General features: G+C 57.2%; 17 protein-coding genes and 2 pseudogenes. 13 read left to right on the top strand and 6 right to left on the bottom strand.

All coding sequences use genetic code 11. From position 1 onward, the window contains the following. Positions 1-1205: 1205 nt before the first annotated feature. Complete coding sequence (locus PI91_RS12545) at positions 1206-1616, top strand: SgcJ/EcaC family oxidoreductase (protein ID WP_039266236.1); 411 nt, start codon at positions 1206-1208, stop codon at positions 1614-1616. Between the two features lie 43 nt (positions 1617-1659). On the opposite strand, the gene PI91_RS12540 is transcribed toward PI91_RS12545, so the two are convergent. Beyond that, a complete protein-coding gene (locus PI91_RS12540; protein WP_039266235.1) occupies positions 1660-2115 on the bottom strand; it encodes a hypothetical protein in 456 nt (151 codons plus the stop codon). 427 nt (positions 2116-2542) lie between these two features. Between PI91_RS12540 and PI91_RS12535 the strand changes: the two genes are divergently transcribed. The 7 genes from PI91_RS12535 (at position 2543) to clcB (ending at position 9185) form a co-directional block, all read left to right on the top strand. After that, entirely contained in the window at positions 2543-3166 is a 624-nt protein-coding gene (locus PI91_RS12535) for a glutathione S-transferase family protein (protein WP_023327332.1), read from the top strand. 159 nt (positions 3167-3325) lie between these two features. Further along, entirely contained in the window at positions 3326-4063 is a 738-nt protein-coding gene (locus PI91_RS12530; protein WP_039266234.1) for a YoaK family protein, read from the top strand. 276 nt (positions 4064-4339) lie between these two features. Then, positions 4340-5050 (top strand): osmoprotectant ABC transporter permease OsmY, encoded by a 711-nt coding sequence (gene osmY / locus PI91_RS12525; RefSeq protein WP_039266233.1) that lies wholly within the window; start codon positions 4340-4342, stop codon positions 5048-5050. An 18-nt stretch (positions 5051-5068) separates the two neighbouring features. Beyond that, a complete protein-coding gene (gene osmX, locus PI91_RS12520) occupies positions 5069-5968 on the top strand; it encodes an osmoprotectant ABC transporter substrate-binding protein OsmX (RefSeq protein WP_008502442.1) in 900 nt (299 codons plus the stop codon). A gap of 8 nt (positions 5969-5976) precedes the next feature. Further along, complete coding sequence (gene osmW / locus PI91_RS12515; RefSeq protein ID WP_021241193.1) at positions 5977-6624, top strand: osmoprotectant ABC transporter permease OsmW; 648 nt, start codon at positions 5977-5979, stop codon at positions 6622-6624. After that, positions 6624-7772 carry an osmoprotectant ABC transporter ATP-binding protein OsmV gene (osmV, locus tag PI91_RS12510; RefSeq protein ID WP_008502444.1) on the top strand — a complete coding sequence of 383 codons (1149 nt, stop codon included), beginning with the start codon at positions 6624-6626 and terminating at the stop codon, positions 7770-7772. The genes osmW and osmV overlap by 1 nt, the downstream gene beginning before the upstream one ends. 102 nt (positions 7773-7874) lie before the next feature. Next, positions 7875-9185 (top strand): voltage-gated ClC-type chloride channel ClcB, encoded by a 1311-nt coding sequence (gene clcB, locus PI91_RS12505; protein WP_071580350.1) that lies wholly within the window; start codon positions 7875-7877, stop codon positions 9183-9185. Here clcB and bioD read toward each other — a convergent pair. The 3 genes and pseudogenes from bioD to PI91_RS12490 form a co-directional block, all read right to left on the bottom strand. Next, on the bottom strand, positions 9120-9815 hold the full coding sequence (bioD, locus tag PI91_RS12500) for a dethiobiotin synthase (protein ID WP_008502446.1): 696 nt from the start codon (positions 9813-9815) through the stop codon (positions 9120-9122). The genes clcB and bioD overlap by 66 nt on opposite strands. A 130-nt stretch (positions 9816-9945) precedes the next feature. Beyond that, a pseudogene (gene mlc, locus PI91_RS12495) lies at positions 9946-11165 on the bottom strand (sugar metabolism global transcriptional regulator Mlc). Positions 11166-11259: 94 nt separating this feature from the next. Then, positions 11260-12192 (bottom strand): LysR family transcriptional regulator, encoded by a 933-nt coding sequence (locus PI91_RS12490; RefSeq protein WP_039266231.1) that lies wholly within the window; start codon positions 12190-12192, stop codon positions 11260-11262. Between the two features lie 121 nt (positions 12193-12313). Here PI91_RS12490 and PI91_RS12485 point away from each other — a divergent pair, with 121 nt between their 5' ends. Beyond that, the gene (locus PI91_RS12485; RefSeq protein WP_039266230.1) at positions 12314-13567 is read left to right on the top strand and encodes an MFS transporter; all 1254 of its coding nucleotides are present in this window, start codon (positions 12314-12316) and stop codon (positions 13565-13567) included. Between the two features lie 64 nt (positions 13568-13631). Here the strand turns inward: PI91_RS12485 and PI91_RS12480 are convergent, their stop codons facing one another. Together PI91_RS12480 and PI91_RS12470 are read right to left on the bottom strand one after the other, a co-directional pair. Next, positions 13632-15023 (bottom strand): APC family permease, encoded by a 1392-nt coding sequence (locus PI91_RS12480; protein ID WP_023292582.1) that lies wholly within the window; start codon positions 15021-15023, stop codon positions 13632-13634. 356 nt (positions 15024-15379) lie between these two features. Beyond that, on the bottom strand, positions 15380-16798 hold the full coding sequence (locus PI91_RS12470) for a glutamine synthetase family protein (RefSeq protein ID WP_008502452.1): 1419 nt from the start codon (positions 16796-16798) through the stop codon (positions 15380-15382). 214 nt (positions 16799-17012) lie between these two features. On the opposite strand from PI91_RS12470, the pseudogene puuD reads away from it, so the two are divergent. The 4 genes and pseudogenes from puuD (at position 17013) to PI91_RS12450 (ending at position 21287) form a co-directional block, all read left to right on the top strand. Further along, a pseudogene (gene puuD, locus PI91_RS12465) lies at positions 17013-17776 on the top strand (gamma-glutamyl-gamma-aminobutyrate hydrolase). Positions 17777-17801: 25 nt separating this feature from the next. Next, complete coding sequence (gene puuR, locus PI91_RS12460) at positions 17802-18359, top strand: HTH-type transcriptional regulator PuuR (RefSeq protein ID WP_008502454.1); 558 nt, start codon at positions 17802-17804, stop codon at positions 18357-18359. Positions 18360-18516: 157 nt separating this feature from the next. Further along, positions 18517-20010: an aldehyde dehydrogenase PuuC gene (puuC, locus tag PI91_RS12455; RefSeq protein ID WP_039266227.1), complete on the top strand. Its 1494-nt coding sequence runs from the start codon at positions 18517-18519 to the stop codon at positions 20008-20010. After that, positions 20007-21287, top strand: coding sequence for an FAD-binding oxidoreductase (locus PI91_RS12450; protein ID WP_032674665.1), 1281 nt, complete (start codon positions 20007-20009; stop codon positions 21285-21287). Before puuC ends, PI91_RS12450 begins: the two co-directional genes overlap by 4 nt. The last annotated feature ends 19 nt before the right edge of the window (positions 21288-21306 follow it).

Raw genomic sequence — 21306 nt, 5'->3', positions numbered from 1 at the left:
ATCCTATAGCTATTAGGTGATATTTTATATGCTATAATAAAAAGATATCCGGTTTTGTGAATGCATTCAATTGAATTAAAATGTGGTGTAACTGGTCTCAGATCATAGTAACTTAAATAAAAGTAGAACTCATTGTAGGTGATTCTTACATATGAGGCATTGTTACCTTTCTCATCACACATCCTGTCGATTTTTACCTTATCAAAAGGCAACCTGAGGCACTTATACATATCTTAGCGACCTAAATTATGTTGGATATTTATATTGTAACACAAATTATATAGCAAACAGTACATGAAAACAATTCATGCATTTTAAGTATAAATCCATGAAATACATTCACAAGATGAATTGTTCATTACCAGAAAACTGAACTTACCAACCTGAGCGTCAAAGCTGATAATTTCTCCGTTCCGTCTGACTTGCATCCAGCAGTGGACCTTTAATTATTGTCAATGTGATGGTATTTCAGCAAAATGAGGTTGCCTTTAAGTATGACATTTTTATACAGTCACCAACTATTGAATCTAGCTCCTGCAGAAGTTACTGACTCACAAAATAAAGGATACACGGGGTCGGGCTTTGCGGACTCCTCCACTGAATAAGCCCCGCAAACTGTATCGCAGCGTCTACAAAACTACGCGGCACCATTCTAATAATCCAGGTGCTGAATATCGCTGGAAATGTAATCGTAAAAGAGCCGGGGATGGACTACTGGCCAAGCGCGAGACTATGCATGGCGGACAGAAGCGTGGCCGAGACTACACACCATTGCTTTATTTTCCGATCAAAAAGATTGGCAAACCGTTGAATGAAATATTCAGCGAAGTATATGGCCGTCTTGATGCCACCGATCCTGTATTCTGGTTGGTCCCGCAACATGAGCATCAGCGAAGGGAATTAGTCTGAATTGGCGAAAACAGTTTTTATCCGGGTCTGGTTGTTGATGAGAACGGAATTCTGCAACAGGTAAATACTTCAATTACGAAAAACGACGTTAAGGTTAAAACAACACCTCTTTCCTGCTACGGGTGCGGCCATCATCCGCAATGAGAGCTATTGCAAACTTCCGCTTTTCGCTCTTAGCAAACCAAACGTTACCTCCATACCTCTTCCCCAACGCTACCAGCCACAAAACCTGGTAGCTATACAAACACGCCAGACTGTTAAGTTAATACGCTTTCCCCCTCTCTGAGAAAATACGCATGACCCCACACCCGCTACGCCAGATAATCGAATCCTGCGATCGCGCCATCACCACCAAAAACTATGACGCGCTGATGAAACACTACGCCGAAGACGCGGCTCTGGTGGTTAAGCCCGGCATGACGGTTAAAGGCAAAGAAAACATCCGCAACGCGTTTATTGCCATCTCGGATTATTTCCAGGACCAATTGATTGTGGAACAAGGAGAGATGCAGGTGATCGAAGGCGGTGACAATGCCCTCGTTATCATGGAAACCGTTCTGCGTTTTCCTGATGGTCAGGGTGGAATCACGGAAATGTCGCGCCGCGCGACCTATGTTTTTCGGCAGGAAAGCGATGGTCGCTGGCTTTGTACCATCGACAACTCCTACGGTACATCGCTTCTGGATACCGGGAACCGATCGCGTTAATCACTCTTTCAAAGGGGCGCTGCCGCCCCTCCACGCCAGCCCCTTAATGCGCAGTAATGCGCGGCTCCTTCACAAACTCAGCCAGCAGCCACACCATATCGTGCAGCAGGCCTGTCAGCTCCTTCACTACGTGAGCGGGCAGCGTTCCCCCCATAACGGCTTGCGTCAGCGCCAGAACGTAGTCCACCTGCGTTAAGGTGTCCTGCCAGCAGTCGGGCACGCAGGAGTTGGTTTTCTCACCCATGATCAACTGTTCAATCAGGTATGGCGGAAGATCGGCATCGCAGAGTGCGCGCAGCCTGCGCAGAGCCTCAAGGAGACGCTCGCACAGCGCATTACGGCTCGCGACATCATCGGTTTCGACCAGCACGCTCACCAGCGCGGCGCAGTTGTCGGCGACGTCAAAGAGATCGGCATCGGCCGGAAGCGGTCGGGAGATACGTTGCAGAATGACGTTTTCGTCAGACGGGAGATAAGTCAATGTTGGGATAGTCGCCATACAAGGCTTCCTTCTATATGGAGTTTATTTAACCACCCTTTGAGTTCCTACGCTCGGGGGGTAGCGCTGACAGAGGTAGGAATACCGCCCATATAGAAAACGGCCAGCCTTACGGCTGCTCCGTCAGCGCCACCGTTATTGTAACGAGATCGGCACTGCTGCGACATACGTAATGTCACTATATGGTTGACGGGTTCCTACGCCCGATTGCGGATGTGCCGCAACGCAGGCACTTTACGACCGCGCCTCGTAGAGGAAAAGACATAACGCTGAATTTCATAAGGTTACTTTTCGGTTTGCGAGGCGCCTTCCAGAAACGTTCACCGGGGTCAGACAGAGCACGCCCCACCAAATTTTGCCCCAACCTCTCTGGCACATCTGGTGTATTGTTTTTAAACAATAACATCCATTAAAGGACACCTGCGTAATGATCAGCATCCTCGGCAAAACCACCTCCATCAACGTTCGTAAAGTGCTCTGGACCTGCGAAGAAGCGAGCATAGCCTATCAGCAGGAAGATTACGGCAGCGGTTTTGCCTCGACGGAAACGGATGCCTTCCGCGCCCTGAACCCCAACGCCATGGTGCCGGTGCTGATTGACGGTGATTTCGTGCTGTGGGAGTCCAATTCCATCTGCCGTTATCTGGCGCGCAAGGCCGAACGTCACGATCTGCTGCCCGCAGAACCGCAGGCCTGCGCCAACGTTGAGCGCTGGATGGACTGGCAGGCCACTGAATTTAACAACGCCTGGCGCTATGTCTTCCCGGCGCTGGGGCGTAAAAACCCGGACTTTAACGACCCTGAGCGCATTGCGGCGGGAATCAAAGAGTGGAACCACTGCATCACCATTCTGGAAAACCAGCTGCAGCGCACCGGGGCCTTTGCGGCGGGCGAGACGTTTACCCTCGCGGACGTGGTGCTTGGGCTGTCGGTGAATCGCTGGAAAATGACGCCGTTTGATAAGCCAGACGTGCCCGCCATTGAGGCCTGGTTCGAGCGCCTTAACCAGCGTCCGGCATTTTTGCGTCACGGCAATAACGGCATGATATAAAACTTAATGCCTGAATGAATACCGCAACGAGGCTGTTTTATTTAATTACGAAACCCTGATTGTCGTCAGAGGGAATAATAATTAAGCCATATCCTGGACAGCCCGTTGCACCGCTTTGCTAGCCTGAATAGTCAGGCAAAGCTCAACCCGGAGGTATTCTTGCTGATTAAACTCAAGAAAGAACGAACGCACCAGGAGGATCGCCGGCTTGCTCTCTGGCTGGCGACCTCAGCAGGTTTGCTGAACGCCATCGCCCTCGGGGCATTTGGTTTTTTTCCCTCACACATGACCGGCAACACCTCACAGTTATCCAGCGAAGTTTCTTCTACCGATCTGAGCGATATGATTTTCTTCGGCTCGATAATTCTCTCTTTTGTGGCTGGCGCCATTATTGCGCGCACGATCGTCATATGGGGAATTATCCATAACGTCAGGCTGGTTTTTTGCCAGATCCTTTTTGTCGAGGGGATATTACTGACCGGCGTTTCCTTCTACGAAATGTATTTCCATGCGCTCACCAGCAATCGCGAGATTATTCTTTTTCTCTGCTTTCTGATGGGCATTCATAATTCCACCTCCACGCAGCTTTCCGGCGGACGGGTAAGATCGACGCACATTACCGGCACGCTAACGGACGCGGGGATTTCCCTGGCCTCCGTCATGGTGGCGATGCTGCGCAGGGATTACTCCAAAGATACGGCGGCGCAAAAAAGCCAGCTAAAAACCCACTTAACCACCCTGTTTTCGTTCATTACGGGCGGCATCGCGGGGCTGCTGCTGTTCCGATGGATTGGCTTTAACGCCATGCTGGCGCTAGGCGTGATGCTTGCGGTTGTCGCCACCGTCTCAATAATCACCGTCTCGTCGCGGGTTCGACGGGTTCGCGCCCCTCTATGAAGGTAATGACCTGTAATCGGCATAAAAGCCCTTTAAATGTGACACTGTCACATATAAATATTCGCTTTAGGACTATTCTGCCCGCCCCACAATCAGGCCTTATGCCATAAGGCCTGACCTCAGGTTGCCACTAGTTTCATAGGGTTACTGATTTTCCCCCTTCGCTGGAACCCTTCCCAAACGCTTGCTATAGGTCAATTACCCCTGCCGAAACATGGCATAACAACAGGCAACCGGTGGTTGCTATAACGCATGCGCACAGGGAGACACACCGCAATGCACCCATTATTCAAACGTTCGCTGCTGTTTGTCGGCGCCATTATCGTGGTTCTCGCCCTCCTCGTCTGGGGGATCGGGCTGGAGACCATCAGAGCGCGTCAGGTTGACCTGATCTATCTCGGGCAACAGCATATGATTCTGGTTTTCTCATCAATGTTCTTTGCCCTGCTGGTGGGTATTCCGGCCGGTATTCTGCTGAGCCGCCCGGCCGCGCGGGGTATCGCCGAATATGTGATGCAAATCTTCAACGTCGGCAACACGCTGCCGCCGCTGGCCGTGCTGGCGCTGGCGATGGTGGTGATTGGTATTGGCGATACGCCGGCCATCATCGCCCTGTTCCTCGCCTCGCTGCTGCCGATCGTGCGCAACACCTATGCCGGGCTGTGCTCGGTCCCGCCGTCGCTGCTGGAAGCGGCAAACGGCATCGGGATGACCAAATGGCAGCGTCTGCGCCAGGTTGAGCTGCCTGCCGCCTGGCCGGTCATGCTCTCGGGGATCCGCATCGCCACCGCCATTAACGTCGGTACCGCACCGCTGGCGTTCCTGATCGGTGCCAGCAGCTACGGCGAGCTGATTTTCCCCGGCATTTACCTGAACGATTTTCCGACCCTGATCCTCGGCGCGGCGGCCACCGCCCTGTTCGCCCTGATCCTCGATACCCTGCTGGCGGCGCTGGGTCGCGTGATGAGTCCCCATCTCGCTCGATAACAATAACTAGGAGCTTTTATGAGACTGATATCCAGCCTGGCGGCGCTGTGTGCCGCGGCGCTGTTCACCGGCCAGACCATTGCGGCCCCGCTGATTCTGGCGACCAAGAGCTTTACCGAGCAGCACATTCTCTCGGCGATGACCGTGCAGTACCTTCAAAAGAAAGGCTTTCAGGTGCAGCCGCAAACCAATATCGCCACGGTGATCTCCCGCAACGCGATGATCAACAAGCAGATTGATATGACCTGGGAGTACACCGGCACGTCATTAATCATCTTTAACCATATCAACAAGCGCATGTCGCCCCAGGAGTCTTACGAGACGGTGAAACGTCTGGACGCGAAGCACGGTCTGGTCTGGCTCAAGCCCGCCGACATGAACAACACCTATGCGTTCGCCATGCAGCGCAAGCGCGCCGAGGCGGAACATATCAACACCATGTCGGAGATGGTGGCGAAGATTGAGCAGATCCGTAAAACCAACCCGGACAAAAACTGGCTGCTGGGCTTAGACCTGGAATTTGCCGGGCGCAGCGACGGCATGAAGCCGCTTCAGGCCGCCTATAAGATGGACCTGGACCGCCCGCAGATCCGCCAGATGGACCCCGGTCTGGTTTATAACGCAGTGCGCGACGGCTTCGTCGACGCCGGGCTGATTTATACCACCGACGGGCGCGTGAAGGGCTTCGATCTCAAGGTGCTGGAAGACGATAAAGGCTTCTTCCCGAGCTATGCGGTCACCCCGGTGGTGCGTAAGGACACGCTGGAGGCCAATCCGGGCCTGGAAGAGGCGCTCAACACCCTCTCGGCCCAGCTCAACAACGACGTTATCACCGAACTGAACAAGAAGGTGGATATCGACCATCAGTCACCGCAGCAGGTCGCCCGTGATTTCCTGCGTAGCAAACAGCTGCTGTAGGAGGCGCTATGGAGACGATTCACTACATTCTGGACAACTGGGACTACCTCTTAACCCTGACGCTGCAGCATCTGTGGCTGGTGGCGCTGGCCGTGGGCTTAGCCATTCTCATCGGCGTCCCGCTCGGCATTCTGATTGTTCGCCACAGGTGGCTGGCGACGCCGGTGCTGGGGATTGCCACCATCGTGCTGACCATTCCGTCCATTGCGCTGTTTGGCCTGATGATCCCGCTCTTTTCGCTGATCGGTCAGGGGATTGGCGCCCTGCCCGCGATCACGGCGGTGTTTCTCTACTCGCTGCTGCCGATTGTGCGTAACACCCATACGGCGCTCGACAGCCTGCCGCCGGGCCTGCGTGAAGCCGGGCGCGGCATCGGCATGACCTTCTGGCAGCGACTGCGCTGGGTCGAAATTCCGATGGCGCTGCCGGTGATTTTCGGCGGGATCCGCACCGCCGTGGTGATGAACATCGGCGTGATGGCGATTGCCGCAGTGATCGGCGCGGGCGGTCTGGGCCTGCTGCTGCTCAACGGCATCGGCGGAAGCGATATTCGCATGCTGATTGCGGGTGCGCTGATGATTTGTCTTTTAGCGATTGTGCTCGACTGGCTGCTGCACCGTCTGCAGGTGGTTCTGACTCCGAAGGGGATTCGATAATGATAAAACTGGAAAACCTCACCAAACACTTTTCACAGAAGCACGGCCAGACCTTCAAGGCCGTCGACAACGTCAACCTGAACGTGCCCGAAGGGGAAATGTGCGTCCTGCTCGGCCCGTCCGGCTGCGGGAAGACCACCACCCTGAAGATGATTAACCGCCTCATTACGCCGAGCAGCGGGACGATCCTGATCAACGGCGAAGACACCAGCGGGATGGACACCGTCACCCTGCGCCGCAACATCGGCTACGTGATCCAGCAGATTGGCCTGTTCCCGAACATGACCATCGAAGAGAACATTACCGTCGTACCGCGCATGCTGGGCTGGGATAAAGCGCGCTGCAAAACCCGCGCCGAAGAGCTGATGGATATGGTGGCGCTGGATCCGCATAAGTTCCTGAATCGCTATCCGCGCGAGATGTCCGGCGGCCAGCAGCAGCGCATCGGCGTGATCCGCGCCCTGGCGGCAGATCCTCCGGTGCTGCTGATGGATGAGCCCTTCGGCGCGGTGGACCCGATTAACCGCGAGGTGATCCAGAACCAGTTCCTCGAGATGCAGCGCAAGCTGAAAAAAACCGTCATGCTGGTGAGCCACGATATCGATGAGGCCCTGAAGCTTGGCGACCGTATTGCGGTGTTCCGGCAGGGGAAAATCGTCCAGTGCGCCAGCCCGGACGAACTGCTGGCGAAACCGGCGAACGAGTTTGTCGGCTCGTTTGTCGGTCAGGACCGCACGCTGAAGCGCCTGCTGCTAGTCTCGGCGGGCGACGTCACCGACCAGCAGCCGACCATTACGGTGCGGGGTTCGACGCCGCTGCCAGAAGCCTTTGCCACCATGGATGATAACGATATTCGCGCGATTACCGTGGTTGACGAGCACGGCAAGCCGCTGGGCTTTGTGAAGCGTCGCGAAGCGCGTAACGCCAGCGGGACCTGCGCCGACATCCTGCATCCGTTCCGCATGACCGGCAAAGCCGAAGACAACCTGCGCGTGGTGCTGTCACGCCTGTATGAGAGCAACACCAGCTGGATGCCGATCGTGGATGAGGACGGGCGCTACAACGGCGAGATTTCTCAGGACTATATTGCCGAGTATCTCAGTTCAGGTCGTACGCGTCGGGCGTTGAATATACATAGCGAGAGCTAATCTTTCCGGCCGGGCATCGCCCGGCTTTTCCGCACGCATACCTTTTGCTAACCCCGCGATTTCCCGCCACAATATTGTATCTTTCCCGTTTACTCGCGACCCATGCAACGTCTTCATACGTACCCCGACATCCGCGCGATGTTTCGTCGACTGCTGATTGCTACCGTCACCGGCGTGCTGGCCGCGCTGGCCGTGGCGGTGTTCCGCCACAGCATGTATCTGCTGGAGTGGCTGCTTCTCAGCAACGACAGCGGCAGCCTGGTGAATGCCGCCTCGTCGCTCTCACCCTGGCGGCGCGCGCTGACGCCCGCGCTGGGCGGGCTGGCTGCGGGACTGTTACTATGGGGATGGCAACGGCTGACCGCCCAGCGGCCTCATGCCCCCACCGATTATATGGAAGCGCTGGAGACCGGCGACGGTCAGTTTGATTACGGCGCCAGCCTGGTGAAATCCCTTGCCTCGCTGCTGGTCGTGGCAAGCGGAAGCGCCATCGGGCGTGAAGGGGCGATGATCCTGCTTGCCGCCCTCGCCGCCTCCTTTTTTGCCCGGCGCTTTACGCCCAAATCCGAATGGAAGTTATGGATCGCCTGCGGCGCCGCGGCCGGGATGGCCAGCGCCTACCATGCTCCGTTAGCCGGAAGCCTGTTCATTGCGGAGATTCTGTTTGGCACCCTGATGCTGGCCTCGCTCGGGCCCGTGGTTATCGCGGCGGTAGTGGCGCTTCTCACCACGCAGCTCCTGGCGCCGGGAACCGGCACGCTCTACGCGGTCCATCTGAGCGGCACACTCACCGCAACTGATTATGCCCTGCTGGCCGCCATGGGGCTGCTGGCGGGTCTCTGCGGACCGCTGCTGATGTGGCTGATGGCGTTCAGCCACGGGCTATTCCTGCGCCTTAAGCTTTCGCCCCCGTGGCAGCTGGCGCTCGGCGGTGCGATCGTCGGGCTACTGTCTCTTCTGACGCCGAAGGTGTGGGGGAACGGCTACAGCGTGGTGCAGGCTTTTCTGCTCGCCCCACCGCTGCTGTCGATCGTTGCAGGCGTCTTTATCTGTAAACTACTGGCGGTACTGGCGAGCAGCGGTTCGGGCGCGCCGGGCGGGGTGTTCACGCCCACGCTGTTTGTCGGCATGGCGACAGGGATGCTGTTTGCACAGCTTTTCGCGCTGTGGCTGCCGGGCGCTGAGACGGCGATTCTGCTTGGGCTGGCGGGGATGGCGACGCTACTCGCCGCGACCACGCATGCGCCCATTATGTCGGCGCTGATGGTCTGTGAAATGACCGGGCAATATTTTTTACTGCCCGGTTTGCTGGTCGCCTGCGTGCTGGCGTCCGTGCTGTCGCGGACGTTACGCCACGACTCGATCTACGGTCAACACGCCACTGAGGGCAGAGAGATCGATGTATTGCGCTAGCTCGCGCTGCTCGGCGCGAGGCAGATAAGGCAGTTCGCCCACCAGTGGTCCGGGTAGTTTGGTGCTCAGCACGTCGATGATCTCCGCATAGTGCGCCAGACCAGGGTTGATGCGGTTGGCCACCCAGCCAACCAGCGGCAGGCCGTCATTGGCAATCGCCTGCGCCGTCAGCAGCGCATGGTTGATGCACCCTTCCTGGATCCCCACCACCATCACCACCGGAAGCTGTTCCTGCACCACCCATTCCGACAGCGGGCGCAGATCGTTCATCAGGCTGCGCCAGCCGCCCGTGCCTTCCACCACCACGTGATCGACCTTCTCGCACAGGCTCGCCAGACCGTTGGACAGCAGAGGGTAATTAATCAGGCCGCTGTGCGCCACGCTGCTCTCCTCTTCGCTTAACGCAATAGGATTGATCGCGTGATAAGGCAGTTCCAGTGACGAGACGCTTTGCAGTACCAGGGCGTCTTTATTACGCAATCCCTCTGGCGTCTCTTTACTCCCTTTTGCGACCGGTTTGTACCCTGCCACGCGTTTACCGCTTGCTGCCAGCGCCTGCAGCAATGCGCGGGATACAACGGTCTTGCCGACAGAGGTATCTGTACCAGTAACAAAGAAACGCTTAAGCATGACTCACTCCACCTCTTGGGTATGCTTCGAAAATATAAACCAGGTAAATAATTCAGTGGAGGAAGTCTACGGGATGCGTGCGCTACCCGGCTTGAGATAGCGCAATTTTTCTTACATCTGCAAAAAAGAGTTAACCCTGTAACAGGCGGATCAACAGCGAGCCGTTATACATGGCATCTTTGACCAGCGCGGCGCCGGCCATCGTGCCCTGATTGGAAAACTGGGTACTTTCTACCGCAATGTTCCGGCTGTAGGCGGGAAGTGACTGCTGCTGAATACAGGCCGTAATCGCCGGGAAGAGGATCTCCGCCGCCTGGCTCAGCGGTGAGCCAATAAGGATTTTTTGCGGGTTGAAGAGGTTCACCATAATCGCCAGAATGCGGCCAACGTTATTCCCCACCCCGGTAATGATGTCCTTCGCCAGCAGATCGCCCTGACGCGCCGCGGCGCAGAGAGAATCCACCGTGAGGGGTTGTCCGTGCAGCGATGAGCTCATGGACTGACTGAGCCTGACCTGCGCCAGCTCCAGCACGCTTTCCACGCTGGCAATGGTCTCCAGACAGCCGTGGTTACCGCAGTAGCAGCGCTTACCGTATGGGTCGACCTGGGTATGGCCAATTTCCACCAGACTGCTGCTTCCGGCGTGGAGAAGACGTCCGTCGGTAATGACGCCTGCCCCGACGTTATGATCGATAACCACCTGAATCACATCCCTCGCCCCGCGTGACGCGCCGAACAGCGCCTCCGCCATGGTCCAGGCGCTGATGTCATGCTGAATATAGACCGGCACGCCGGTATGGTTTTTCAGCACTTCGCCCAGCGGCATCTCTTTAACATCGTCGTAAAACGGCATGCGGTGAACAATGCCATTTTCGGTATCAATAATCCCCGGCATGGTGATGGCAATGGCCGTTAAGCGTTCAAGCTTCTGCTGGTGACGAATAAAGAAGCGATCGATATGCGAAACAATCGCGTCGAGGAGCGGTTCCCCGGCGTTGAGCGGCAGATCAAGACGGTCTTCCACCACCAGCTTGCTGCTGAGATCGCGCAGCGCAAGGAAGATCTCCCCCGGCTGATGCGCAGCGACAGGTAGTGCCAGGCTTCCGTCTCCACCACCAGCCCGACTGCCGGACGACCACGGCTGCCCGGCTCCTGAATTTCCGTCTCCTGAACCAGGTGCGCTTCCAGCATCTCGCGGACAATCTTGGTAATACTGGCGGGTGCCAGCTGTGCCAGGCGCGAAAGATCGATACGCGAAACCGGACCAAGCTGATCAATCAGGCGATACACCGCGCCAGCGTTGGTCTGCTTAATCTGATCAATATGCCCTGGCTGACTATCAGCGACCACCTCGTACTCCCTTATTTTCGAGCTTCGAAATAAACTGTTGGCTATGGTGAAGCACTTGCAGGGCTGCCGTCAAATATTTACTTAGCCATGTGATTTACTGCACATTTTTGCCCACTTTTCCCTGAAAATGCCGCCCGGCGGAGGCGTTCATCAACTGATGTTTGAAGCGCTGTGCGGCATGGCTCTGTTCGCGATGTTTTGCCCAGACCAGCCACATCTCTGAAACGGCATCCTCTTCGGCGATGGTCACCCAGCGCATTTCGCGCAGTTGTACCCGCTTAAAGGAGGCCGGAAGAATAGAGACGCCCAGCCCGGCGGCGACCAGGCCGATAATGGTCATTGCCTCCCCGACTTCCTGGGTGATGACCGGGGCAAGATCGTAGCGGCGCATCAGCCCCAGGATATCGTCATACAGACCCGTTCCGACCTGCGGGTCAAAAAAGACAAACGGCTCGTTTGCCAGCTCTGCCAGCGAAACCGCCGGACGCGACGCCAGCGGGTGATCGTGCGGGATCATGGCCATCAGCGGCTCGCGCAGGATCACCTCCCACGCCAGCGAGTCCGGCAGCTGGGTATTACGCATCAGCCCCAGATCCAGCGAACCTTCATTGAGCGGCGCGATCTGCTCGCGGGTGTTGATCTCGCGCGTTTGAATATGAACATCCGGGAAATGGCGACGGAATGACGACAGGGTTTCCGAGACGGCGCTGATAAACGGTGCGGACGAGGTAAACCCGATGCGCAACTCTCCGGCCTCCCCGAGATAGAGCCGTTCTGCCCGGGCGGCGGCGTCCTCGACCATGCTCAGAATTTGTCGGCTGTCGATGAGAAACTGCTTACCCGCCGCCGTCAGGCTTACGCTGCGGTTGGTGCGGGCCAGAAGGCGCGCCCCGACCTGCTGCTCCAGGATCTGAATCTGCTGGCTTAAGGGGGGCTGAGAGATGTTCAGCCGCGCCGCCGCTCGGCCAAAATGCAGCTCTTCGGCGACAGCGACAAAGTAGCGGAGATGACGCAGCTCGATATTCATATTTCTAAAGTATCATTTGAGATTATTAATATATTAGACAGAATATTTACATTTTCCTACCCTTATCAGGTGGTCATACCCGTCACCAGAAATCACGGGGATGTTTAAGCAAGGAAACTGTGTGAGTCGTACAACTGCCATTGATATCGATCCGGCGAGCGATATCGATGATTTACCTGCAACATCGCAGCCGGTTCAGTTCATTAAACGTGGTACCCCCCAATTTATGCGCGTCACGCTGGCGCTCTTCTCCGCCGGTCTGGCGACCTTCGCCCTGCTCTATTGCGTTCAGCCGATCCTGCCCGTGCTCTCCCATGAGTTTGGCGTTTCACCCGCCAGCAGCAGCGTATCCCTCTCTATTTCAACCGGTATGCTGGCGGTTGGCCTGCTCTTTACCGGGCCGCTCTCTGACGCCATCGGCCGTAAACAGGTGATGGTAACCGCGCTGATGCTGGCCTCGGTTTGTACGCTACTCTCGACCATGATGACCAGCTGGCACGGCATCCTGGTGATGCGCGCGCTGATCGGGCTCTCGCTCAGCGGCGTGGCGGCGGTCGGGATGACCTACCTCAGCGAGGAGATCCACCCGAGCTTTGTTGCCTTCTCTATGGGGCTATACATCAGCGGGAACTCGATTGGCGGGATGAGCGGACGTCTGCTGAGCGGGGTATTCACGGACTTCTTTAGCTGGCGTATTGCGCTGGCGGTCATCGGCTGTTTCGCGCTGGCTTCTGCCCTGATGTTCTGGAAAATTCTGCCGGAATCGCGTCATTTCCGCCCGACATCGCTGCGCCCGAAAACGCTGTTTATCAACTTCCGCCTGCACTGGCGCGACAAGGGGCTGCCGCGCCTGTTCCTGACCGGCTTCCTGCTGATGGGCGCCTTCGTCACGCTGTTTAACTATATTGGCTATCGCCTGATGCTCTCGCCGTGGCATCTGAACCAGGCTATTGTCGGTTTACTCTCGGTGGCTTATTTGACCGGTACGTGGAGTTCACCGAAGGCCGGGGCAATGACCGCCCGCTATGGCCGCGGCCCGGTCATGCTGTTCTTCACATCGGTGATGCTGGTCGGCCTGCTGCTGACGCTCTTCTCCTCCCTGTGGCTGATTTTTGCCGGCATGCTGCTCTTCTCGGCAGGGTTCTTCGCCGCCCACTCGGTCGCCAGCAGCTGGATAGGCCCACGCGCGCGTCGCGCCAAAGGTCAGGCATCGTCTCTTTATCTGTTTAGCTATTACCTGGGGTCCAGCATCGCCGGGACGCTCGGCGGCGTGTTCTGGCATCACTACGGCTGGAACGGCGTGGGCGGGTTTATCGCGCTAATGCTCTGTGCCGCACTGCTGGTGGGCGCAAGTCTTCATAAACGTCTGAGATAATATGCTCGCGGGCGGACGTCCGTTTCCCGAAAAACGGCACCAGCGTACTGGTGCCGTTTTTCGTTCAGGAATCCCAGGCCTGTTCTATCTTACCGGCTTCAAACTGCGGAGGCGGTTTTCGGAAACGGCGCGTGAGCCATGTCAGGTAAAGGATCCCCAGCGCCGCCCAGATGAGGCCAAGCGTCAGGGACGTCGCTTCGAGGTTTATCCACAGCACGCCGACCGTGACGGCACCAATGAGCGGCAGCAGGAGATAGTGGAACCGATCTTTCCACGTTTTGTTCATCCCCTTACGCCGCCAGAAATGGTTGTACACCGAGAGATTAACAAACGTAAACGCCACCAGCGCGCCAAAGTTGATCAGCGCCGTCGCGGTCACGAGATCGAAGTACAGGGCCGACAGCGCCACTATCCCAACCATAATGACGTTCAGGGCTGGCGTACGCCATTTCGGATGCACGTAGCCAAACACCCGCTCCGGAAACACGTTGTCACGCCCCATCACATACAGTAAGCGAGAGACGCTGGCGTGCGAGGCCAGGCCTGAAGCGAGCGTATTCACAAACGTGGTACACAGAAACACCGACTGGAAGAGCTTGCCGCCCACGTACAGCGCGATTTCCGGCAGCGCAGCGTCCGGGTTTTTGAAGCGCGCGATCGTCGGGAAAAAGAGCTGCATGAAAAACGAGGCAACAATAAATATCAGCCCGCCATACAGAGCGGTGAGGAAGATGGCTTTGGGGATCACCCGCGCCGCGTTTGGCGTCTCTTCCGACAGCGTGGTGACCGCGTCAAAGCCGAGGAAAGAGAAGCAGACGATAGTCGCGCCGGTAATAATCGGGATCAGGTGTGCGTTCTCGCTGATAAACGGCTGGAGCGACCAGACGGTGCCGACGCCCTCTCCCTTATGCAGACCGTGCACCACCAGTATGACAAACACCACCATGATGGCGATCTGCACCAGCACAAACAGCGTGTTAAAGTTGGCGACCAGATTCACACTCTTCAGGTTCGCCAGCGTCAGGATCGTCACAAACCCCACCACCCAGACCCACGGCGGGACTTCGGGGAACAGCGCGGAAAGGTAGATCTTCGCCAGCAGCACGTTGATCATCGGCAGGAAGAGATAATCCAGCAGCGATGACCAGCCGACCATAAAGCCTAAATGGGGGCCGATCGATTTCTGCGTGTAGGTGTACGCAGAGCCCGCTTCCGGGAACTGTCGTACCAGTTTGCCGTAGCTGATGGCGGTAAACATGACGCCAGCCAGCGCCAGGAGATACGAGGCGGGCACGTGGCCGTTGCTGATACCGGACACAATGCCGAAGGTATCAAACACGGTCATGGGGGTGAGATAAGCCAGCCCCATCATGACCACCTGCCAGAGCTTGAGGGAACTGCGCAGCCGGGTTCTGCCGGCCATGCGCGGCGAGTCAAGAGAGGTGTTAGTCGCCATAAACCGTCCCCCCCATGCTTACCGTGGTTTGCAATCGCGCTGTCCTTAACGCAAACCTGCTTAGCAAAGGGGGAAGTTGTAAAGAACACACGCGATCGTACCAGCGCACCGTCTCTGGCTCGCACTCACAGCAGGCGCCTGACTGGCCCCCTTCGCCCTGCGGATAGTTGAACATCTGCATCATTTCCTACCTCGTCACACAGTGTCGTTAAGAAAATCCCTGTGCCGCCTGCGCTCCATAACGCGACTCCCGGGAGAAAGCTGGCGTGCCAGCGAACAGTTAGGCCAGGCTCCGCGCAGGCCGTTTGGTGATACGTGTCAGATGAAACAAAGCGGCCCCTTACCGGGGCACGTCATCAGGCGTTTTTCAGCATCCACTCAATTTCCGTTTCGGTAATCAGGCGTTCAAACTGCAGTAATTCATCGTTTTTGCAGGCGTGATAGACGTGGCAGAAACGTTCGCCCAGCCGCTCGCGAAGGCTATCGTTTTGCATAAATTCCCACAGCGCATCGCTCTGACGAATCGGGAACGGCAGTCCGTCCTGCTCCAGACCGTTGCCTTCCACTTCTTCCTGCAGGGGTAAATCGTTATCCAGCCCATGTAAAATGCCGGCAAAAATCGCCGCCATCACCAGATACGGATTCGCGTCAGCGCCCGCCACCCGGTACTCGACCCGATGGTTATGGCGATCGCCGCAGGGGATACGCAGGGCAACGGTGCGATTATTGTGTCCCCATGACGCCTGCGTCGGCACGTACATCCCCGGCTGGAAACGGCGGTAGGAGTTGACGTTCGGTGCCAGCAGCGCCATGGACGCAGGCATCAGGTCGATCATCCCGGCCAGCGCGCGTTTCAGCAGCGCGGAATCCTCGCCGTTGGCGTCTGCGAGCACGTTTTCGCCTCGGTTGTTTTGCATGCTGATGTGGATATGCATCCCGCTGCCCGCATGTTCTTCATACGGCTTTGCCATAAACGTGGCGTGCATCTTATGTTTTTCCGCCATCTGCCTGACGAGACGTTTAAGCGCCAGCGCATCATCGCAGGCGTCGAGCACGTTTTCCGTATGGTGCAGGTTTATCTCAAACTGGCCCGGGGAGGCCTCAGCCACTGCCCCGTCGGCGGGGATCAGTTGCAGCTGCGCCAGTTCGTCAATGTCGTTCAGCACGTCAGCAAAATGGTTAAGATTATCAACCGAGTAGACCTGACTCTGCGTGTTACGCACGTCGGTCCCCGGCGCGCAGGGTGGCTGCAGATAGCCGTCGGCATCGCGTTTACGGTCAAGTAAATAGAACTCCAGCTCTACCGCTACCACGGGGAACAGGCCGCGCTGGCGCAGCTGCTGCCAGAGTCGGTTGAGTACGTTCCGCGGCTCAACGTCAAAGGGAGCGCCATCTTCATCGACCATGGTGAGCTGCACCTGACCAATGTATTCCGGGTCGGCGGCGGACGGCGTCAGGGTGCCCGGCACCGGCACGCAGATACAGTCCGGCTCGCCGAGCTCCTGCCCCAGACCCGCCTCTTCCACGACGTTACCTAAAATGTCCATGGCGAAAACCGATGCCGGGAAATAGCAGCCTTTTTCAAGCTTGCTCAGTCCGGCAACCGGGATGCGCTTGCCGCGAAAACAGCCGTTCAGGTCGGTCAGGAGGACATCAATAAACTGGGTGTCAGGATACTTTTCTAAATAGCGCTTCACTTCCTGCGTAAAGGCGCTGCCCCGCCTCTCATCCGTGTGCTGCACAAAGTTCTCAACTTCTACGATATTGGTTTCCATGATTTACCACCGTTTTTGGGATTTGCGTTCGCTGCTCTGGACTGTCAAATATAATGTCCACCCTATCGAATCTGTATGCAAATAAATTGTTTGTCAAATGTTAAATTAAGTTTGCAAAAGGCAGATCCCGTTGCTAGATTGAGAAAATATTGAACGAAAAGGCCGTTTGTCAGGCGAAAATGGCCTAAATTTAGTCCACTTTGTGAGGGCGATCATGGAAAATATAATGAACAAGCCAGTTATTGGCGTGGTGATGTGTAGAAACAGGCTTAAGGGTCATGAGACCCAGACCCTGCAAGAAAAGTACCTGAATGCCATTATTAACGCGGGGGTTTACCAATTGCCTTACCGCATGCGCTGGCAGAGCCAGAGCTGCTCACCGCTCTGCTGCCAACGCTTGACGGAATTTACCTGCCGGGCAGCCCAAGTAACGTGCAGCCGCACCTTTATGGTGAAAACGGCGATGAGCCTGACGCCGATCCCGGGCGAGATCTTCTGAGTATGGCGCTGATTGCCGCCGCGCTCGAAAGGCGCATCCCCATTTTCGCCATCTGCCGGGGGCTGCAGGAACTCGTTGTTGCAACGGGGGGGACGCTGTATCGCCGCCTGTTCGAGCAGAACGACCTGCTCGAGCACCGGGAAGATCCTGAACTGCCGGTTGAGCTACAATACGCCCCGTCTCATGAAGTTCAGGTTCAGGAGGGAGGACTGCTGTCTCAATTAATACCAGGCTGTAACACATTTTGGGTAAACTCGTTACACGGGCAAGGTGCACGGACGTTAGGACCACGGCTTCGCGTGGAAGCCCGCTCGACGGATGGGCTGGTCGAGGCGGTCAGCGTTCATGACCACCCTTTTGCCCTCGGCGTGCAATGGCACCCCGAATGGAACAGCAGCGAGTACGCCCTGTCCCGTATGTTGTTTGAAGGTTTTATCACCGCCTGTCAAAGCCACATTGCCGAGAAGCAACGGCTTTGACCACTACCGTAAAGGAAATGCAACTATGAGCGATGACGGACTGGCGCCAGGGAAACGTCTGTCTGAGATCCGCCAGCAGCTGGGTCTCTCGCAGCGGCGTGCCGCCGAACTGTCTGGGTTAACACACAGTGCCATCAGCACCATTGAGCAGGACAAAGTCAGTCCTGCTATCAGTACGCTGCAAAAGCTGCTGAAAGTTTATGGGCTGTCGCTCTCGGAATTCTTTTCGGAACCGGAAAAACCTGATGAACCGCAGGTGGTTATTAATCAGGAAGACCTTATCGAAATAGGCAGTCAGGGGGTTTCGATGAAGCTGGTTCATAACGGAAATCCGAACCGTACGCTGGCGATGATTTTTGAAACTTACCAGCCTGGAACCACGACCGGAGAGAGGATCAAACACCAGGGTGAGGAGATCGGTACGATACTGGAAGGTGAAATATTGCTGACGATTAATGGCCAGCAATATCACCTGGTTGCGGGGCAAAGCTATGCCATCAATACCGGCATACCGCACAGCTTCAGCAACACCTCGGCAGGCATCTGCCGCATTATCAGTGCCCACACCCCTACCACGTTCTAATTACCACTCAGTCCCGGCGTAAGCGCGCTTACGCCGGGAAATATAAAAACGATCGCTGTCGGCATTTAACGGGTTAATTCCCGGGATGCCCCACGGCTTCGTATTGCCTGAAACGGCCATGCCTTTATTTATCTGATTGCGAAAGAAAGGAGTGAATATGCATTTTCAGCACCTGACTTACTGGCAGGATAAAGCAAAAAACAGCGCCATTGAGACCCGGTTATTTATTAACGGTGCCTATTGTGACGCCGCCGATAACACCACGTTTGACACCGTCAATCCCGCGACCCAGCAGACGCTGGCGAACGTCGCACGGGGCAAGCAGGCGGACGTGGACCGCGCGGTTCAGGCCGCGCGTGCGGTATTTGAGCGCGGTGACTGGTCGCAGGCGTCTCCGGCGCAGCGCAAGGCCGTGCTCAATACGCTCGCCGATTTGATGGAACGCCATAGCGAAGAGCTGGCCTTACTGGAAACGCTGGACACCGGTAAACCCATCCGCCACAGCCTGCGCGACGATATTCCCGGCGCGGCGCGCGCTATTCGCTGGTACGCCGAAGCGGCGGATAAAGTCTACGGCGAAGTGGCGCCTACGGGGCCGGGCGAGCTGGCGATGATCGTGCGCGAGCCCATCGGAGTTGTCGCGGCCATCGTCCCCTGGAACTTCCCGCTGCTGCTGGCCTGCTGGAAGCTGGGCCCGGCGCTGATCGCGGGCAACAGCGTGGTATTGAAACCATCGGAGAAATCACCGCTCACCGCCCTGCGGCTGGCCGGACTGGCGAAAGAGGCGGGCCTGCCTGACGGCGTGCTGAACGTGATAAGCGGTTACGGCCACGAAGCGGGCCAGGCGCTGGCACTGCACCCGGAGGTCGAGGTGCTGACGTTTACCGGCTCTACCCGTACCGGCAAGCAGCTGTTGAAGGACGCGGGAGAAAGCAACATGAAGCGCGTCTGGCTGGAGGCGGGCGGCAAAAGCGCCAACATTATCTTTGCCGACTGTCCGGACCTGGACAAGGCCGTGAGCGCGACCGCCGCCGGGATTTTTTATAACCAGGGGCAAGTCTGTATCGCCGGCACCCGCCTGCTGCTCGAAGACAGCATCGCTGATGACTTCCTGGCAAGGCTGAAGGCGCAGGCCCGCCACTGGCAGCCGGGCGATCCGCTCGACCCCGACAGCACGATGGGGATGCTCATCGACGCCGCGCACGCCGATACCGTCCACACGTTTATTCGCGAGGGAACCCGGAAAGGTACGCTGCTGCTGGACGGGCGGGAACAATCATGGCCTTCCGCAGTCGGTCCAACCATTTTCGTCGACATCGACCCTGCCTCCCCGCTGTTCCGGGAAGAGATTTTCGGGCCGGTGCTGGTCGTCACCCGTTTTAAAACCGAAGAGGAAGCCTTAACGCTGGCCAACGACAGTGAATACGGGCTTGGCGCGGCGGTATGGACCCGCGATCTCTCCCGCGCGCACCGCATGAGCCGCCGCCTGAAAGCCGGCTCGGTCTTCGTCAATAACTATAACGACGGTGATATGACCGTCCCCTTTGGCGGCTATAAGCAGAGCGGCAACGGTCGCGATAAGTCCCTGCACGCGCTGGAAAAATTTACCGAACTGAAAACCATCTGGATTGCCCTGGAGCCTCAATCATGACCGAACATACCACCAGCTACTACGCGGCCAGCGCGAACGCTTACGAACCTTTCCCGACGCTTAACGAATCGATCAGCTGTGACGTGTGCGTGGTGGGCGGCGGCTATACCGGCCTCTCCTCCGCGCTGCATCTCGCCGAAATGGGCTACGACGTGGTGCTCCTTGAGGGGGCGCGCATCGGCTTCGGCGCCAGCGGACGCAACGGCGGCCAGCTGGTTAACTCCTACAGCCGCGACATCGACGTGATCGAGAAAAACTACGGCCCCGATGCTGCCAGAGCCCTCGGAAGCATGATGTTTGAAGGCGGGGAGATCATCCGGGAGCGTATCCAGCGCTATCAGATCCAGTGCGACTATCGTCCCGGCGGGCTGTTTGTGGCGCTAAACCATAAGCAGCTGGAGACGCTGGAGGAGCAAAAAGCCAACTGGGAACGCTACGGCAACACGCAGCTGGAGCTGCTGGACGCCAGCGCCATCCGCCGGGAAGTCGACAGCGACCGCTATACCGGCGCGCTGCTGGACCGCAGCGGGGGGCACATTCATCCGCTGAACCTGGCGATCGGCGAAGCGGACGCCATTCGCCTGAACGGTGGGCGGGTGTATGAACAGTCCCCGGTGACTGCCATTCAGCACACCAGCCCGGCCGTGGTGAGCACGCAGCATGGTCAGGTGACGGCCCGCTACGTGATCGTCGCCGGGAATGCCTATCTGGGCGATAAGATCGAACCGGAGCTGGCAAAACGCAGCATGCCCTGCGGCACCCAGGTGGTGACCACCGCCCCGCTGCCGGAAGAGCTCGCCCGCACGCTGATCCCCAATAACTACTGCGTGGAAGATTGCAACTACCTGCTGGATTACTACCGTCTCACCGCCGACAACCGCCTGCTGTACGGCGGTGGCGTCGTGTATGGCGCGCGCGATCCGGACGATGTCGAGCGCCTGGTGATGCCAAAGCTGCTGAAAACTTTCCCTCAGCTGGCAGGCGTCAAAATCGACTACCGCTGGACGGGCAACTTCCTGCTGACCCTGTCGCGTATGCCGCAGTTTGGTCGTCTGGATAAAAACATCTATTACATGCAGGGCTACAGCGGCCACGGCGTGACCTGCACCCACCTGGCCGGACGGCTGATCTCGGAACTGTTGCGCGGTGACGCTGAGCGCTTTGATGCGTTTGCCAACCTCCCGCACTACCCCTTCCCGGGCGGCCGCAGCCTGCGGATTCCATTTACGGCGATGGGCGCGGCGTACTACAGCCTGCGCGATCGTCTTGGCGTATGATCGTTTCGACAAAAGGGTA

The organism is Enterobacter sp. FB (genome assembly GCF_000805795.1).
GTDB lineage: Bacteria > Pseudomonadota > Gammaproteobacteria > Enterobacterales > Enterobacteriaceae > Enterobacter > Enterobacter roggenkampii.
This window is presented reverse-complemented; position numbering and strand designations above follow the sequence as displayed.

What these genes read in the sequence shown, in the direction of transcription:
- PI91_RS12450 (WP_032674665.1), top strand. Translation starts at nt 20,007, where the DNA reads ATGACCGAACATACCACCAGCTACTACGCGGCCAGCGCGAACGCTTAC.
- PI91_RS12545 (WP_039266236.1), top strand. Translation starts at nt 1,206, where the DNA reads ATGACCCCACACCCGCTACGCCAGATAATCGAATCCTGCGATCGCGCC.
- osmV (WP_008502444.1), top strand. Translation starts at nt 6,624, where the DNA reads ATGATAAAACTGGAAAACCTCACCAAACACTTTTCACAGAAGCACGGC.
- osmW (WP_021241193.1), top strand. Translation starts at nt 5,977, where the DNA reads ATGGAGACGATTCACTACATTCTGGACAACTGGGACTACCTCTTAACC.
- puuC (WP_039266227.1), top strand. Translation starts at nt 18,517, where the DNA reads ATGCATTTTCAGCACCTGACTTACTGGCAGGATAAAGCAAAAAACAGC.
- osmY (WP_039266233.1), top strand. Translation starts at nt 4,340, where the DNA reads ATGCACCCATTATTCAAACGTTCGCTGCTGTTTGTCGGCGCCATTATC.
- PI91_RS12490 (WP_039266231.1), bottom strand. Translation starts at nt 12,192, where the DNA reads ATGAATATCGAGCTGCGTCATCTCCGCTACTTTGTCGCTGTCGCCGAA.
- bioD (WP_008502446.1), bottom strand. Translation starts at nt 9,815, where the DNA reads ATGCTTAAGCGTTTCTTTGTTACTGGTACAGATACCTCTGTCGGCAAG.
- PI91_RS12470 (WP_008502452.1), bottom strand. Translation starts at nt 16,798, where the DNA reads ATGGAAACCAATATCGTAGAAGTTGAGAACTTTGTGCAGCACACGGAT.
- PI91_RS12480 (WP_023292582.1), bottom strand. Translation starts at nt 15,023, where the DNA reads ATGGCGACTAACACCTCTCTTGACTCGCCGCGCATGGCCGGCAGAACC.
- puuR (WP_008502454.1), top strand. Translation starts at nt 17,802, where the DNA reads ATGAGCGATGACGGACTGGCGCCAGGGAAACGTCTGTCTGAGATCCGC.
- osmX (WP_008502442.1), top strand. Translation starts at nt 5,069, where the DNA reads ATGAGACTGATATCCAGCCTGGCGGCGCTGTGTGCCGCGGCGCTGTTC.
- PI91_RS12535 (WP_023327332.1), top strand. Translation starts at nt 2,543, where the DNA reads ATGATCAGCATCCTCGGCAAAACCACCTCCATCAACGTTCGTAAAGTG.
- clcB (WP_071580350.1), top strand. Translation starts at nt 7,875, where the DNA reads ATGCAACGTCTTCATACGTACCCCGACATCCGCGCGATGTTTCGTCGA.
- PI91_RS12540 (WP_039266235.1), bottom strand. Translation starts at nt 2,115, where the DNA reads ATGGCGACTATCCCAACATTGACTTATCTCCCGTCTGACGAAAACGTC.